16 protein-coding genes are annotated in these 15,974 nt (G+C 42.1%); 2 read left to right on the top strand and 14 right to left on the bottom strand.

The features are described from left to right. Nucleotides 1-9: 9 nt before the first annotated feature. On the bottom strand, nucleotides 10-972 hold the full coding sequence (locus tag ACUUJN_RS11180) for an ABC transporter permease (RefSeq protein ID WP_484669634.1): 963 nt from the start codon (nucleotides 970-972) through the stop codon (nucleotides 10-12). 253 nt (nucleotides 973-1,225) lie between these two features. Between ACUUJN_RS11180 and ACUUJN_RS11175 the strand changes: the two genes are divergently transcribed. Next, nucleotides 1,226-2,116 (top strand): hypothetical protein, encoded by an 891-nt coding sequence (locus ACUUJN_RS11175; protein ID WP_209941881.1) that lies wholly within the window; start codon nucleotides 1,226-1,228, stop codon nucleotides 2,114-2,116. 218 nt (nucleotides 2,117-2,334) lie between these two features. Here ACUUJN_RS11175 and ACUUJN_RS11170 read toward each other — a convergent pair whose 3' ends face one another. The 9 genes from ACUUJN_RS11170 to ACUUJN_RS11130 form a co-directional block, all read right to left on the bottom strand. Further along, the gene (locus ACUUJN_RS11170; protein ID WP_484669633.1) at nucleotides 2,335-2,694 is read right to left on the bottom strand and encodes a phage holin, LLH family; all 360 of its coding nucleotides are present in this window, start codon (nucleotides 2,692-2,694) and stop codon (nucleotides 2,335-2,337) included. Between the two features lie 20 nt (nucleotides 2,695-2,714). Then, complete coding sequence (locus ACUUJN_RS11165) at nucleotides 2,715-3,782, bottom strand: N-acetylmuramoyl-L-alanine amidase (protein ID WP_484669632.1); 1,068 nt, start codon at nucleotides 3,780-3,782, stop codon at nucleotides 2,715-2,717. Then, a complete protein-coding gene (locus ACUUJN_RS11160; RefSeq protein ID WP_484669631.1) occupies nucleotides 3,730-4,071 on the bottom strand; it encodes a hypothetical protein in 342 nt (113 codons plus the stop codon). Before ACUUJN_RS11160 ends, ACUUJN_RS11165 begins: the two co-directional genes overlap by 53 nt. Before the next feature lie 50 nt (nucleotides 4,072-4,121). Continuing rightward, nucleotides 4,122-8,579, bottom strand: coding sequence for a hypothetical protein (locus ACUUJN_RS11155; RefSeq protein WP_484669630.1), 4,458 nt, complete (start codon nucleotides 8,577-8,579; stop codon nucleotides 4,122-4,124). A gap of 4 nt (nucleotides 8,580-8,583) precedes the next feature. Next, on the bottom strand, nucleotides 8,584-8,952 hold the full coding sequence (locus tag ACUUJN_RS11150) for a glucosaminidase domain-containing protein (RefSeq protein ID WP_484669746.1): 369 nt from the start codon (nucleotides 8,950-8,952) through the stop codon (nucleotides 8,584-8,586). 44 nt (nucleotides 8,953-8,996) lie between these two features. Beyond that, a complete protein-coding gene (locus ACUUJN_RS11145) occupies nucleotides 8,997-10,538 on the bottom strand; it encodes a hypothetical protein (RefSeq protein ID WP_484669629.1) in 1,542 nt (513 codons plus the stop codon). Nucleotides 10,539-10,697: 159 nt separating this feature from the next. Next, on the bottom strand, nucleotides 10,698-11,408 hold the full coding sequence (locus tag ACUUJN_RS11140) for a Rha family transcriptional regulator (RefSeq protein WP_484669628.1): 711 nt from the start codon (nucleotides 11,406-11,408) through the stop codon (nucleotides 10,698-10,700). Next, a complete protein-coding gene (locus ACUUJN_RS11135; RefSeq protein WP_484669627.1) occupies nucleotides 11,405-11,557 on the bottom strand; it encodes a hypothetical protein in 153 nt (50 codons plus the stop codon). Before ACUUJN_RS11135 ends, ACUUJN_RS11140 begins: the two co-directional genes overlap by 4 nt. A gap of 218 nt (nucleotides 11,558-11,775) precedes the next feature. After that, nucleotides 11,776-12,009 carry a helix-turn-helix transcriptional regulator gene (locus ACUUJN_RS11130; RefSeq protein WP_484669626.1) on the bottom strand — a complete coding sequence of 78 codons (234 nt, stop codon included), beginning with the start codon at nucleotides 12,007-12,009 and terminating at the stop codon, nucleotides 11,776-11,778. 77 nt (nucleotides 12,010-12,086) lie between these two features. Between ACUUJN_RS11130 and ACUUJN_RS11125 the strand changes: the two genes are divergently transcribed. Then, the gene (locus ACUUJN_RS11125; protein ID WP_484669625.1) at nucleotides 12,087-12,605 is read left to right on the top strand and encodes a helix-turn-helix domain-containing protein; all 519 of its coding nucleotides are present in this window, start codon (nucleotides 12,087-12,089) and stop codon (nucleotides 12,603-12,605) included. A 107-nt stretch (nucleotides 12,606-12,712) separates the two neighbouring features. Here the strand turns inward: ACUUJN_RS11125 and ACUUJN_RS11120 are convergent, their stop codons facing one another. The 4 genes from ACUUJN_RS11120 to ACUUJN_RS11105 all read right to left on the bottom strand — a co-directional run bounded on the left by ACUUJN_RS11120 (nucleotide 12,713) and on the right by ACUUJN_RS11105 (nucleotide 15,971). After that, nucleotides 12,713-13,264 carry a stalk domain-containing protein gene (locus ACUUJN_RS11120; protein ID WP_484669624.1) on the bottom strand — a complete coding sequence of 184 codons (552 nt, stop codon included), beginning with the start codon at nucleotides 13,262-13,264 and terminating at the stop codon, nucleotides 12,713-12,715. A 65-nt stretch (nucleotides 13,265-13,329) separates the two neighbouring features. Then, a complete protein-coding gene (locus ACUUJN_RS11115; RefSeq protein WP_484669623.1) occupies nucleotides 13,330-13,995 on the bottom strand; it encodes a hypothetical protein in 666 nt (221 codons plus the stop codon). A 12-nt stretch (nucleotides 13,996-14,007) separates the two neighbouring features. Then, a complete protein-coding gene (locus ACUUJN_RS11110) occupies nucleotides 14,008-15,414 on the bottom strand; it encodes a hypothetical protein (RefSeq protein WP_484669622.1) in 1,407 nt (468 codons plus the stop codon). Continuing rightward, a complete protein-coding gene (locus ACUUJN_RS11105; protein WP_484669621.1) occupies nucleotides 15,411-15,971 on the bottom strand; it encodes a phage adaptor protein in 561 nt (186 codons plus the stop codon). The genes ACUUJN_RS11110 and ACUUJN_RS11105 overlap by 4 nt, the downstream gene beginning before the upstream one ends. Nucleotides 15,972-15,974: the final 3 nt, after the last annotated feature.

Below are 15,974 nucleotides of genomic sequence, written 5' to 3'. Positions count from 1 at the left end.
CGTCCTCCTTCAAAATAGGGATGTATTATTCACCCGCTTGGTCACCGAATTGGCAATTAGCAGCAAAATGAGAGCAAGAACCGATTTTAGCAAACCCACTGCGGTAGAATACGAGAAACGGCCCTGCTGAATGCCCACCTGATATACATAAATATCAACTACATTACTTGCACTTTCATTCAGCGAGTTACGCAGGACGAGAATTTGATCGAAGTTGGAGTTCAATATGCCGCTGACCGCCAAAATAAACAAAATGGATATTGTCCCCTTGATAGCGGGAAGTGTGACGTACCACATTTTCTGAAAGCGTCCGGCCCCGTCAATGGTGGCCGCTTCGTACATGTCCGTAGATACCCCCGCCATTGCTGCCAAATAGATAATAGCTGACCATCCAAGCTCCTTCCAGATATCCGAGCTAACGACGATAGCCCAAAAATAGCTCGGCTCTGCCAAATAACTGATCGGCTGGTCAATCCAACCCCTGGCTAGCAACAGTTGATTGATCATCCCGGTATCTGCCAGCCACGTCGTTAAGATCCCGCCAAGAATGACCCAAGATAAAAAGTGAGGAAGGTACGAAATGGTCTGAATAGATTTTTTGAACCGAGTAGATCGTATTTCATTCAGGAACAGAGCAAATACAATGGGCAACGGGAACCCGATCGCCAGCTTAAGCAGGCTAATGCCCAGTGTGTTTTTGACAATGTACCAAAAGTTATCATCCTCCAAAAAGGCCCGAAAATGCTCTAATCCCGCCCAAGGTGCGCTTGATAGGGTACCAATAATGTCAAAATGTTTGAAAGCAATCAAAATGCCGTACATCGGAATGTAATGAAAAATAATCATCCAAACCACCCCAAGCAGCGCCATAGTCTGCAAATGTCTTTGTTGAACCCATTTGCGCGCTAGTGATGCCCCTCTCCCCGATCGAACTGGCGGCTGTGTCTGCGGATTCTTCCATCCTGTACTCATACGAAAACCTCCCTTCTTTGTAATGTAAGCACTTACATTTATTATTTTAGAGGCTTCTGCTTCGAATGAGTAGTACTGGATTTTTCGATTTTGGTATCTAAAGTTCAGGTGGAGATCTGACTATACGCACAAGTTTTCTTCCAGCCTTTGGATTTTTACATCTATTAATTTACGAAGAAGACTATCAGATGGTACGATAAGACTATATGTGATTCCAATCATTACCTATATACCTAGATCAGGAGGATTAAGAATGGAAGAATTGGTTCGTTCGATTCAGAAACAGGTTCGAATTAAAAAGGTTGCCTGCTGGGCGGGGCTTATCATGTTTGGCCTGTGTACTTTAGTTGGCATTGCAGCTCAGGAATGGCTTATGACGCTCTTGGCGCTCGCGATGACAATTTTATCCGTCTATGGATTAACCATGATGCGTGGTATGACAAAGTTTACTAAGGAGTATCAACCGGGAAAGGGCTACGGTTATTATCGTCGTACGGTACAACAAAAGCTGCGCTATCTAACTTGGGGACAGTGGTTAGTAGGCGGCCTTATTGTCCTGATGTTCTTTATATTTAACGTCCGACTTAGCGCTTTTCTCATAGCTATTCTGGGTATCCTAACCATTCAGTTCAGTATCAAAAAACGAATTAAAAATCACCAGGAGCCCGATATCACTGAGCTGGATGAGTTTGTACGAATGGGGATTGTTTCTCCGCATGAGCAGACTATTGGGGTATATAAAGATTTTCTACACCTGAGCCATACGTTTCGGGGTAACCAAATTGTTATCGTTACAGACAAACGCCTGATTTCTGTATTTGTGGAGGAACAGGGGCGTGCGGTTAAAACGGAAATGCTGCTCTCGGGTATAAACAAAATACGCGCAATCGGTACGGGTTTTCAGGGTCAAGGTATATTGCTGTCTGTAAGTAACCGTGACCATAACGAGCTTCACATTCATATGGTCGGGAAAAGCATTTTCTTTTCTCCAGAGCAATTCATAGGCTCCTTGCTACGGGCACTAGATGCAGCGTTAAAAAGCAGATCATACAGCACGGAAGAACCATTCCCGAGCTACCAACAGACAAGAATTTCATTGCACCCATCAGAACAAGGTTTGCTGCATAAACCTACAACAGCTTAAATATTTTTGGGACATGTGCCACGTTATATATACGTTATGATCGGTCTTCATAATACGCCAAATAGCAAGTAAGCCCTGATCTTAATGAGCTTACTTGCTATTGGGTGTACTTCTACTTTACTTCTGCCTTCTTAATGATTGGCTCCATGATAAAACTCCATCTAATACAAAATGGTATTCATTTTTCTGTGGATAAACAAAAAAGAGCCCCGAAGGGCTCAAGCAGATTTCTTTGCATTGTAATCTTGCACAGCCTTTTCGATCACGGCCAGTATCTCCTGTTCAGTTACATTGATACCCATCACCCTCAGTCTACCAATGACATAGTCGATGGCTTCCTGTAGCTTCTTATCTCCCTCATATCCCTTGAATACAGATTCAGCATAGGCAACAGCCTCAACACCAACCTTATGCAATAATTCCCGGTCCTTTACTGACGTGTTAGCCATATAGTATTGTTCAGCCTTCTTCTGTGCCTTTTTAAGAGCACTTGTAGCAATCGTAGCCAATAGACCGATCAGCGCTGTTACGATGGTTAATACATACGGTTGAGCTGCTTCTATTAATTGTTCCTTCATTATATAGTCACACTCCTATTTTATAGTTTAGGGAAAATGTCTACACGCTTAGGATTACTCTTGTCCCAAAAGATCCGCGCTCCAAGTGCTGTGGTTAACGCACGAGCTGGTACATGACCGATACCGTTGATGTTTACCGTCTCTACCGCGCCGCCATTGATAGTAACCTTGCCGCCTGTATATCCGATCTTACCGCCAAGCATTTCACCGATAGGCCGGGATGGTACAAAAGTTACATTCTTAATGCTGTAACCCACAAAATCCTGACCACTTACAATGACCTCCATTGTCGGGTACGGCGCTGTCTCAGCTGGTTTAGGTTCAACTGGCACTGGTGTAGGCTTTGTATCAGGTCCCGTAAACGGTACGCCTACGTGAGCACACAAGCCTTTTACAATGGCCAGAGCTACACGGTTCTGAAAGTCGTTGTCAAAGAGCGTTGCTTCTTCCACTGCGTTGCTGATAAATCCAACCTCTACTAAGACTGCATCCATTGTGGTAGAGCGTATTACCTGAAAGTTACCATAAGCTACGCCGCGGTCTCTTAGCCCTGTAGCTGCTACCATATGCTTGTGTACGGTGTTGGCAAGGTTTTTACTTGTCGGCCGCATATAGTACGTCTCTGTGCCTGTTGCATCTGGATTACTGCTGCTATTTGCATGGATGGATACAAAGGCATCCGCACCAGATTTGTTAGCAATGGATACGATCTCTTTAAGCTCCATAAATACATCTGTACGGCGTGTGAGGATCACCTTTAGTTCTGGGTTATCTTTTAGAAATGCCTCCACTTTAATAGCCATCGTAAGGTTAAAATCCTTTTCCTTCTTGCCAGTTGGCCCAAGTGCGCCCGGGTCCTTGGCTCCATGTCCTGCGTTAATTACGATCGTCTTTTTCGCCATGATTTGTTCCCTCCAGTTGTTGGATTTGTCGGCATCTTGGGCATAGGTAAACGTCACCCAGGATAATAAAAAGGGCCGTTTTGGCCCCTTCAGAAAGTTTGGCAAATCTTCGTTTGGCGTGTTCGCATCCCATTCAATCCCGGCCTCCTGCATGATTAAATCTATCTTGGATTCCATTCGCATCATTCGTATATCTTGTTCCTCGGTCAGCAGCCAAGGAAGCCACTTTCGAAGCAGTCTTTTCACTTTCTTCTGTTTCAGAATCAAAAATATTATTCCGGCCGCCGTTGACAGCGAAAGCCCGTTCTTGATGATCTGTTCTGCTGCTGAAATTATAAAGTCGTACACTGCTGTCCACCGCCGGGTATAAAAACTTGTCTCGTGCTGCTGGGCCTAGTAACCATAAAACCATATTCAAAAACTCTGGAGATACCGCACACTCTCGGCTATCATCATCCAGCTCTATATATTCCATATCGTTTCCCCCATAAAGAAAAGGAGCCCATAAGAGCTCCTCAAGGTGTGTTATTTTAATCCAAGTTCTTTCCTCATTTCTTCGCGTCCTTTTTCGCCAGCTTTATCTAATGCCTTTAAGGTCCTTTTAATCTTTTGCTCTGTAGTGAGATTAGGATTAATACGATCAAGACGCCGAACAACTTCCTCACCCACAATCTTTTGATAGCGAGAAAGCTGCTCGCCATTCAAATCAATTCGTGTAGTCTGTTTTGTTACGGGGTCTTTACCCGTAATATACTTCGGAACTGTACGCGGCACAATTGATTCCTCGCCTGTTTCATTAAGCAGATTTACAACAAACTGAGCAGCCTCAGATGGCATGTATTGCGACCTTTGCGCCGGGCTAATGAATACATCAAAGAAATTATTTGAGCGTTCGAGTGGCTGTCCTAGGGTACCTATTTTTTGAGGTAATTGATCCGTCATACCGGGAACACGGGATATCGCAGTATTGTACAACTTGCCACCTAAATCTGTAGCATAAGTTTGCCGTTGTGCGCTATCTTGATACATTGCTAATCGATTCAACATCGAAGGCGTGAACATAGACGGGAACTGTTTTGCCAGATTCTCAGCAAAAGCAAGCACCTTGTTATCTTCTCCCGGCATAAAATCAAAGGACTTCTGTAATCCAGATAAAAATGAAGTGTTCATCATGGTATTTAAGCCACCAAAAACGGCATTTTTGTAAATTTCAAAACCACTCATAGATTCTTTTTTTCCTGCCAATGCATCAAGTCGAGCTTGACGATTGCTTTGTGCTATATTTGCTCCTACAGCTAGTGGAATTGAAGTAGGTTGCGCCCATTCATACTGCCATAGTGTATCTCCTAATTGAATTTTTGCCGCCTCGTCAACATCCTTTAAATTACCTGTAACCATCGCTCTAAGCATACGTGTTAATGCTGAACCATTTAATTGATACTGTCCTAGTCCGGCGTTAGATTCGAGGCTACGAACATCAACATCTCCTGAACTTTGCCCTCTAAGAACACCTTTGTCGGCCAACCATAATCCTGCCCCTGTTAAACCTGTGCCAAATAACGCACGAGTTACGGAAGCTATAACATCTGCTCGGGTTAGATCAGTATTCGGCTTCATGACAATCTCAGCAGCTTGTGTGATAGCTTTGGCGAACCCAGCTGGGCTAAAGTCAATAGCTCTCATTAACAGGTTTGCTGGTGTTTTAGCAAATGGAAGAACTAAAGAGCCCATACCAAAACTTTTGTATAGGTTACCAAGCCTTCTTAATTCTAATGCTGCCTTTGATACCACCGTATCATCTTGAAAAGTGAGATATTTACCATATTCCGTAGCGATTGCAGCAATATTATCGTCCAGATTAACTAAATAAGTGTCCATATGATTCTGAATTGCTTGTTTTCCTTTAACCCCAGCATTCAGAGCGTCCAGATATGCCATTTCACGCAATCTTTGCTGTACGGCCCGATTATACGATGCATAGTCAGGTCCTTTCATTACTGCACCCAAACTTTTCTCAAGATACGTAAACGGGTTAAGTTTAGAGGTGAATGTTTGACTTCTAATATCATAAGCAGTCGTCAGACCATCAGGGTTTAATCCTCTCCATCCTGCACGTGAACCTATACCTAATCCTTTAATATAGTCTCTTGTAGGTGCAAAGAAGTTTTCCCATGTCATGGGACCGGATCTTGCTGTAATTGTTCTTGGCTTACCTGTTACTTTGGAATATCCATAATCAATCGGAGTGGCTACCCAACGCGATAAGCGCTCAAGTCGATAGATAATATCGTTACCGACAATATTTCTAATTTGTGTAACAGGATTCAACAGCATAGCAATGTACTGTACTGATGATATTTTCTCTCCTATTGTGGACTTTTCCAATTTGTTCAAAGCTGCCTGCAAATCCATACTAGCCTGCATCTTTACCTCACCAGATAGTCCAGATACAGAACGAGCCAAACTACGAATAAATTCAGCATCTTCTGGAGTTATCCGAGCTTTGTTCCTATTCACATAGCTTTCTGCAATTCGCTCAGCACGGCTTACAACCTGCTCGTTGATATTCTTGGAGTTCTGCTTGAGTATTTTTTGTGATTCATCATAAATTTTTGCTAAATGCGGACGAATGCTTTCCCCAAACTCCTTAATCATCTGCTCAGACCAATCAGCAAATTTAGCAGCTCCATTTACAGACATTTTCGCAAGTTTAGAGGCACCAATAATTGTCTGATCAGCCCATTCATCCAGCGGAAGAGAGTTCAAATTTCCGCGGCGTGCTTGTGACCGCGCTCTTGCAGCTTGCTCTTGCTCATCTAAGAACGATATAACACGATCACGTACACGCTTGTCACTCATTTCCTTTGGCGCCCTGGTGTTACGTGGTTGTCGTGCTGGCTTAACGTAAGACCGTAGATCATTCACAAAATCAGAAATAATCTGTTGCTCGTTAGATGATATGCTTCCCCCAGCTTTCATTCGGTTTGCAATATCCATGACTTGTGCTGCTCGTTCTTGGCTGGCACCACTTCGTTGTATTGCCGCAGCAGCATCCCTTATATCCTGGGCATTCTTCTCGGTCAATTCAACTTTTTTTTCAAATTTAGAAAGGTTCTTGTTTATATTAGCTACTTTTCGTTGTGCAGCAACAAATGCTCCTTCTGGTGTTAATCGATGCCAAATAGACGCTGCCTGCACAGTTTGACCAGCCTTAGTCAACTTCTCAGCAAGATTTTCGGCTATTGTAACTGCTCGTTCGGTTTGTCCACTGTTTGAAAGCTCCTGAATCAATCGCATACCTGTGGTAATTTGTTCAGCACTTGCTTTGCTTTTTCCATCCAAAACAAAAGCTTCAGCTTCATCAATATTTTTAGCTATACGAGCATTAGCTTTGGATACTGTTTCTGCATTAGTGATTGGTGTATAGCGTGAATTTAAGCCCTCTCTGACTGGATTAGGTGTATTCTCTGACTCCCTGAGTGTTCTAGCAAATCCACGTTCAACCTGTCCTGTTTGACTTGTCGGTAACTGCGTCTCATTAACAATCGGACTTACTGGTACTTCTTCCGCTACACGCGGCGCATTTACAGGTGGTTCATTTGCTGCTGCTCGGGCATTAGCTGCATCTATCCTTTCCTGTCGTACACGCATGAACTTAGGTACAGCAGGATCATTTATATCGAATGTTTGCTGACGATTAACAGAAGATTCATTTACCCTTTGAACAGGTTCACGACTTGATCCAGGACGAGCACCCACACGTTGTGCAGGTAATGACGACTCACCAATAAAGGTAGAATTCCGACCTGCTGGAAGCCCCAATGGTTCAGGTGCCCAGTCAGTAGGGTTTACAATAGCATCATCTCCACGCGCCAAGCTTGAGCGCTGCCCGGCTTGCGCCATACGTTGATCACCACGACCAAGAGGCAGAGCAAGTGTATCCTCTGCCGTATTTGTACCTCTGCCTTTTCCTCTGGTAATACCAGCCCCTATACCTCTGATCAGTAAATCTCCACCTGCTCCGAGTCCAGCCCCTAAAGCAGCATTATGCAATATTTCTTTTCCTGTAGTCTCATCACGATTGATTCCAATAGCTGTATTGCCAATAGCACCAGCAGCAGCACTGCTCAACGCTCCACGAGTTAACTTATCCGCAGTCCCGGCACTTACTCCCGGAATCCTAGTAGCTTGCTTTCTAATTGTATTTGTAAGAGCATTGCCGGCATGTGTAGCAAGTACATTTTCAGCAGCCTCTAATGGTGCAGTCACTAGATTTTGACCTTGGATACCTGGGGCACCAGGATTAATTCCTGAAGCAGCAAGCCCAGCAAGAGAGCCAGTAAAATCTGCTACCTTATCGGCTGTAGCATTACCTGTTGTAACGTCATAGTAAGGCTTATCACCTGTTACAAAACTACCCGCTTGTCCAGAAAAACGGGTAGTAAATTGTCCTGGCTTATTGTCCAAGACAAGACCAGCAATACCCTGTGCTAGTGGTTTCACTGGTGCGATCGCAGGGAATCTTTCTACATCTTTATCTATGCCTTCCATCCATTGTTCATATGCACTCAATGGCTTGATTGTTTTACCTGTTGCAGCTTTATAGGTACCTATGGCATCCCTATTACCTTGTGTTGCTTGAGCAAAAGTAGAGTTTTCGATAAAGCCCGGTCCCACTATTAATGATGGCGGCAACTTAAGACGGTTTTTTTCCCGGTTAGCTGCCTGTCGTTGCATCTCTTGCCCCGCGTAGTTTAAACCTTTATTTACAAAGTCTTTGACGCCTGGGCTAGTCAGAGTGCTTTTTACATTGTCTAATAAAGTAGGAGGTGAAATATCGGCAGTACGATTTCGCACAGCCGCGAATTCACTTTCAGGATTACTACCACCAATATTGGGATTACTAGCACGAGCCAATACCCTAGCTTTAGCATCTGCTCCTTGTTTTTTTCGATTTCGCACTGCGTCAAATTCGCTTGCCATATAATCACCCCTTGAACATACTGTAATATTTTGATACGCCGCCTACCCAATTGCTATTAAGGTTAGTAGGATCATTTCCGGCTCCGACAGGGGCGTATTTGCGTTGAATTTGCGGAATTGTAGTAAGACCCTTGTCAATATAATTACGTTTCAAATTAGACGCCATTTTATCAATGCCATCCTGTAAACTATTAAAGTTCATAAGACCATTCTTACCCATCATACCGCCAACATTATTTCGATTTTTCACGGCTTTACTACTGCCATTGCCTGTTTCATGCACTGCTATGGCTGCCAACAGAGCCGGATCGATACCGTATTTTTTCCCAGCTTGTACAAATACATCGCCAGACCCTTTAAGAGCACCACTCAGGGTTTTATTTAATGCTGCCCCACTAGCCGTAGCCGTGGGGCTAGTCAGTTTCCCTGGTATAGCTTATTGTAGTCCGCGATTTCATTCTTAGTCATTCCTAAGGAGTATAGGATTTGACGAGTTTCATCATCAGGACGATTTTGGTCAACCACGTTTTTGAACATCTCCAGCCGTTTTTTTGGATCTGACGTAATCCGCGTGCCTTCTTTTACGCTATCACCATCGGCATTTGTTCCGTATACAGGTTCCGAGTATAAACTTTTCATGTTAGAAATAACTTGATTAGCTGTCAGACCTCCATCTGCACCAGACGAAGTTGACTGTTTATAATCCAAATCAGCCCATTGCCGCGCATTGTCATCTTGCTGAATAGCTAGTCGTTGTTGATCAATAGCATAATTCATACCAAACTGCCGGACGTCCTCATCAAATTTCTCCCGATCAAATTGATTCTCAACTGCCTTCTGATACTGATTAAACTGCTGTTGTTGAGCTTCCAAAGTAAGAGGTGCATTAGGATTATTAGCTTGTCGGATAAGACCTTGCCAGTCCTCCTGTGGTGTTACAGCGCGTCCGGTCATTTGGCTAATAGTATTGGCTGCATTAAGATTGGATTCTTTCCGCTGCTGATCTACTTGCTGTCCCTGCAACGTCCTCATTCCGACATTCGCATTTTGAGAAGCCTGATTTGCGTTTACATTAGCTCCGTATTTAGTTGGGTCAATACCCATAGACAATAAGGTATCTCTAATATCATTCGCTTGGCTGTTGTAACCGCTTCTTTCTTCGGCAGTTACTCCTTTAGCCTCCGCTTGTCTCTTTAAAGGTATGAGTTGACTAATGAGTTTCTGAGCATCAGTAGACAAATAGTTTCCTGTTTGTTGTGCCTCAGCCAAAGGCTTAGTAACATCCTGTTGATACTGGAGTCCATATAGGTTAGCAAGCTGCTGCGCTTGTTGTTGCGCCGCGCTTTGATCGTAGTTAGCCTTGTCGATAAACCGACCATATGCCTGCTGCATCATTTGCGGCAAAGTTGTATTCGCAATGCTTTCCATGCTTCGGTTGGCCAGTTGATTGGCTACCGTTTCGGAATAAGATGATCTACCCTGCCCCGTAGCTCTCAAGCCAGCGTTGGTATTGCGCTGTGCCGTCCCTAGATTCGCCTGTGCCTCTCTCAAAGCAGCCTGATAAGCTGGGTCAGAATCAGGGTCATACTTGAACTCTGGCAGCTTAGAAGCCTGCGTATTGGCTAACCCTGACAAAGAGTTAAGTGTCTGCTCTAGGCGCGGCGTAGGCGGTGTAAATGTTGGTGTAGTTGTGTTATTACGCACATTATTTGCAGCCTGCACCATAGGTGACGCCTTAGCTACAGTTGGCACAGATACAGGCTTAGTAGGTGTCATACCCTGCCAGGCGTTGTTAAAGTTTTGTTGCGTGGACATTGCGGAACCATTAGCCACTGAACCGGGCTTAAGAAAGTTTTTACCGTTAACCGTTACGAAACCATCTTTGTAGCCTATTTGATTGTTTTTAACACCCTTGTTGTTTAGCGCCTGTCGCACACCGTAATTATTGGTGGTTGCCATTGCATACCTCCGTTCTATTTATTAAATAAAGGACCGACATCAAATTGATTTAGGTCCATCTCTAGACCACATAGGACCACTCCTTTTCAATAAAAAAAGCACCTACAATTAAGTAGAATGCTTTTTTTAATCTGATTTTGGACTTAATGATTATAACTACTAAGCTATCAACTTTTTACTTAACAATAATCTGTTATAGTAATCAGAAAGAATTTGCTTTCTACTCTTAAAATCTGGTGTAGAGATAAGCAAACCTATATCAACTCTTTGAAGTGTTTCAATGCCCTTTATTTGTTCTGTTGTGAGATAAGGTCTAATAGATTCTCCTTGCTTTATTCCTTTTTCCTCTCGAACTTGTTTAGCTGAAACCCCTAGAACAATTCGATTAATCATGTCACTTTCGTTTGAAAAGTGGTAACTCTTTGGTATTTCATGAGAATCCATAATTGCCTGTGTGAAAGCAGGATGATCAAGCCGAGCAGTATTTAATGATCGAATGAATAATTCCATAGCTTCAAAACGATTGAGAAGACCGATTTTTATTGCCGTTGCTTTTCTTCCGGTGAATCCCATTACAATAAGCATTGAACCTTTACTCGTCATTAATACTTGTCTATTTTTCTTCCCAGAAGAATCTTTATAATAATCCTCAAAGAAGTTTTCTTTGCAAAATTGCTCGATAGTCTGTCCGGCTAATAAAACTTCAAGTTTTTCACTCACCCCATTTTTGGGGTCAGTCAATTCGTCATAAGAACGTAACACCCTATCATGCCTTTTATCAAACTCCTCAGCCACCTGCCGACTACTGTACAATGCCTTTCCATTCAACGCATACAAGTTGCAATCAGTATTGAGAATTAATTTACTCATAATTCTTCTCCTCCTAGTTCAATGAGACTGTCGAGCGTAGTAATAAAATCATTGAAAGAAACATCATTTAATTCAGAAATTTTATTTCTTAACGCAAGATACTGATCTGGAGAAGAATTAAAAATAAAGTCTAGAATTTTTTCTTCCATTAAAGTTTAGCCTCCTAAGATTAGGGGCATAATACTTTCTAACATCGTCACAAATAAGCCTTTACACCTAGGCAATAAGACCCGAAATCTTACCTATAAAGTATGTTGAATACGTTTATATTTGTTTATATGTGTGTTACAATTGTGACTAAGTTAGAGGGTATTAGCCCCTAAATTCTACTAAAGTCACCTATCTTCTTGGCGGGAGGAGGTGACTTTTAACTTGCATTTTTTTTATCAACTTGCTGATATTTTGTATCAAGAAGTTGATCAATTGATTCTACCTGAAAGATATTTTTTAGAATCTTAGCTACTCCTAAACTTATCTTATCTGGATTCTTTTCTAGGCGACCATAATATTGCTGAGATAAACCTAGAACTTTTGCTACATCGTCTTGAGACATTAAGCTTTTCATTCGATGATAAGCAATACTATTTTTCGGAAGAGGCATTTCATCCCCCCTTTCACTACTATTTGATTACATGATACACCTTATTGGTGTATTCGTACATATGTGAGGTGTTTTATTTGGAAGTTTTTTCGGCTCGTTTAAGGTGGCTCAGGCTACAGAAACAACTAACACAAAAAGAAATGGCTGATCTTTTAGATATTTCCCAACAATATTATGGGAGATTCGAACAAAATAAAGGTGAGCCTAATTTAGAATCTCTCGTAAAGATTTCAGAAATCTTCAATGAAAGTGTAGATTTTCTACTTGGAATTGAAGATTTAACAAAAGAAGCTAAGGAATTACGTGATAAATCTCTTGAAATGGGAAAAGAGATGAAGACATTAGCTGAAAATTTAGAACCCCTATTCAAAGATATGAATGATATTGATAAAGAGGTAAAAGAGAATCTCATGGATTCTTATAAGAAAAACATATCTCTTTATAAGACAAGGTACAAAGAATTATCAACTAAGTTTGCCTTACTTGTAGTTAAAATCCCTTTCTCTAAGTTTCATGGATCAGGAGTAGTAGATAATGAAGGTAATATTCTTTATGATCCAGAAAAAATAGTAGATGAGTATCAAGAATTAGATTAACTATTTACTTTAACTACTTAATTAATTAGTTAGATAGAATAATAAAAGGACTGCCTATTTATTTAGGAGTCCTTTTATTATTTACTATTTTCTCGTTTTCTAAACTACTATTTTTCTAGTTCAGCTTTTTGCTTTTCTAGATTTTCATTCGCTTTCTTATAATTCTCGATATTACCTTCGTACAATTTAAGGTCTGTTTCAGCAGATCTCATTAGAACATCAGAGTAAGTTCCTTTTTTCATATTTTCTTTCATCTTATCAATGGCATCTTGGTTTTCCTGTATCAGTGAATTATTTTCTTTAATAGCTGCCTCAATTTTTTCGAGTGTAGGCTCATAAGATTTCACTTTTTCTTTCTCTTTTCCATCCAACGGTGTTGGTGTTGTGGTCTCATTTATTGGATTACTAGACTCGTTACTCAATGAAATTCCCTCACTTCCATATTGGACCTTCATTCCAGCCGCTTCGGCAACAGATCGTACAGGAGCGTAGCTTTTACCTTCAACTACAACAGCTTTATCGATAGATTTACCGTTGACTGAAACCGCGGTCTCTCCTTGAATTTTCTTTCCAACCAAACTTTGAATTTCATCAGCGAAAGACGTCGCCCCAATTGTAAATAGCGCTCCTACTAAAAAACCAGCTACAATTTTCTTCATGATGTGTCTCCTTCGTTCCATTTTTCACCAATATAACACATCATGAATAGTATATAAATTCTTTTTTAAGGATTCTCTAAAGACTCAAGACGATTATAAATTTCGTTCAGTTCGTCTTGAAGCGTCTTGTTTTCATCGACATTTTTAAGCTTACTCCATCTTTGGATGTTAACTGTTTCGGAAGGATTAAGAGTTATGCTTCCTCCAGCGGCTTGAATATTCATAGTACCTACAGATACAATATCAAATCCCAAAATAGTATTAATTCTGCCTTGTATTTCTCCATTTCTGACCAAATTAATTGAAGGTGAACCGAAGTAATTAGGCTCAATAGAAATATAGTTTTTCTCGTCAAAATAAGCAGCGAGCAAATTCCCCTCTGACCCCATCTCAATCTTAGGATAAGCCCCATCTGTACTGCTCAGCAAAAACTTAGTTAGTGTAACCAAGCCACTTTCAAACACCTTAAACGCTGCCTTAGCACGATCTGGATCGCCTGCCCAAATGCGCAAATCATCCTCATCTGTACGCGCGCTACTCATGCCTACGGCACCGTCTCTGGATTGTAGCTCCGTTTTGTTTACGTTGTAACCACCAATCTCCCGAACATTCCTAGAGTCGATTGCCCCGTTAACGATAAACTCTAATTCCTTAACTACTTTTGCGAACTCGTCCAACAATTGTTCATGACTCGTTTGTGCGGTTAGTAATGGAGCTTGGAACATTGCCATGTGTAAAACCTCCTAATATAGTGGCATCTCACGTTGTTGTCGTGTGAGCTCATGCAGTTTGAAGTAACCTGTGCCCTCGAATTTAATCCGAATATAATTTTCATTCGCCATCTTGGCTGTAGGTATGATAACCCGATGCTTAATAAGGTCGGAAGCTGGTGTAATCTCACCAACCTGTACCCAATCGTTACCGTTGATAGATGGTGACAAATATATCTTAAGGTTGCTAGTAGAGAGTAAATCTACCACAGCCCATAGCTTGTACATACGTAGCTTTTGAGCGATTGAGCTATTGTTAAACGGCTTGGTTACAAGTGACCATTTAACGTCCTGTGTGCCATCCTTAGCGGATCCAAATAGCTGTAGCACTCTGCCCTTGCTATCACCAACATAAAGGTTGCCGCCCATCTCTGCAAAGCACAGTGGATCAATATCATTAAACATCGTCCAAGCTTGGATGCGTGGGTCATAATTTAATATGTCGTTTTGGTGAGTGGAAAAGAATAATGTCTTACCGTCTGTCCCGGCGCAGCTTGTCGATGATACGCCGTTTATAAAGCCCTTGACGACCTCGCTAAACGATTTATCAGGTAAGATACCACCAGTATATTGATAGACTCCGTTAAGATTAGCGAAGTAAATAACACCGTCCTGGGTGATTACGCTCTGGTTGTTACGCACTCCGATACGGTCAGCCACCATCTTAGTGGTAAAGTCCGATGGGACACCGCCATACATCTCATGGAGGCTGTTAGGCATGCCTATCGTAAGCTTGGTTAAGCTACCGGACAGCATATTCACGGTTTCCCCTGCCATGGACTCCATCTCTTTACCGTAGCTATCTTCATCGTCTCCATTGTACAGTTCCCATTGCTCCGGTTGATCTAAGGCACATGACTTTATTTCTTTACCAACAGCACACCACAGCCTGTTTTGATAAGTGGTAATATAGTTCCCTTTGGCTGGTGCTCCGGTTAAATTAGCTACTGCGGTACCATCATAATGCTTGATAGCATCTACACCGTTAGCCCCTACTAAATGGATATCTGACCAATTGCCTTGAAAATTCGTAAACGACCAACGAGCCGAAGTATCCAACCCTGATGCTAGTGTCTGCCAAGTATTATTGTTAAACACTCGCCACGTACCGTCTCCAAATACCGCATGTAGCTGCTGGTTTTTCCACACTCCCAGCCCGAGCACTGACGTACTTATTGCACTGCCAAGTACACTGTAACCGCGCCTTGTTGCTATAACCGGGTATTCGTCCAATACAAAGTTGCTGATGCTGGTAAAAAGGTTATCCGCAATAGAGAGAGGGTCGAAGCTACTCAACCCTTTCCATTCACGGACCGTAATAGCTTGTTGTATGCCGGGTAACGGCTGGTAGTTGGCTTGTGGGTACCGAATCACATTCACGATACCACCGCCCTTTGATAGTTCTGAGCCGCGACATTCCAAGCATTCTTATACTGATTTTCGTAATTCGCAGCCTTAACCGAATCGTCCATTGAATTAGCGATGTATGCAGCAAGAGCCGGGATATACGTCCAGTGATACTCTGCTGGCGAATCCGGCTCTATGGTTAAGTTGCTGCTTGTATAGGTTGTGGTACCAATTTTGCTGTACCTCACCAGACCTCCTAAACCTACTGTATACGGCGGCGGCGATAGAGTTAATACTTTCGTTCCATCGTCGAATCTAAACGTATTCTGGAGTGGATTAGGTGCGTCTGCTGATAACTCGTGGTACTTGACCACACCACACATTACGTAATCTATATTTTTAAAGCGCACATTAGCTGACAAGGTGTACTGGCTTTGATCCAGGACCGAAACGAACGAATCGAATGCAGGAATTTTCACCACATTGAAAAAGTCCTGGTTAATTGCGTTAAGCCAGATCAACTTATCTGCTGTGTCGACTGCATTAGGTACAAGTAAATCAGCTTCTTTTATGATGTCGTTAATGTTCATATC

The sequence above is a fragment of the Paenibacillus sp. LRG-1 genome (assembly GCF_057220305.1).
This window is presented reverse-complemented; position numbering and strand designations above follow the sequence as displayed.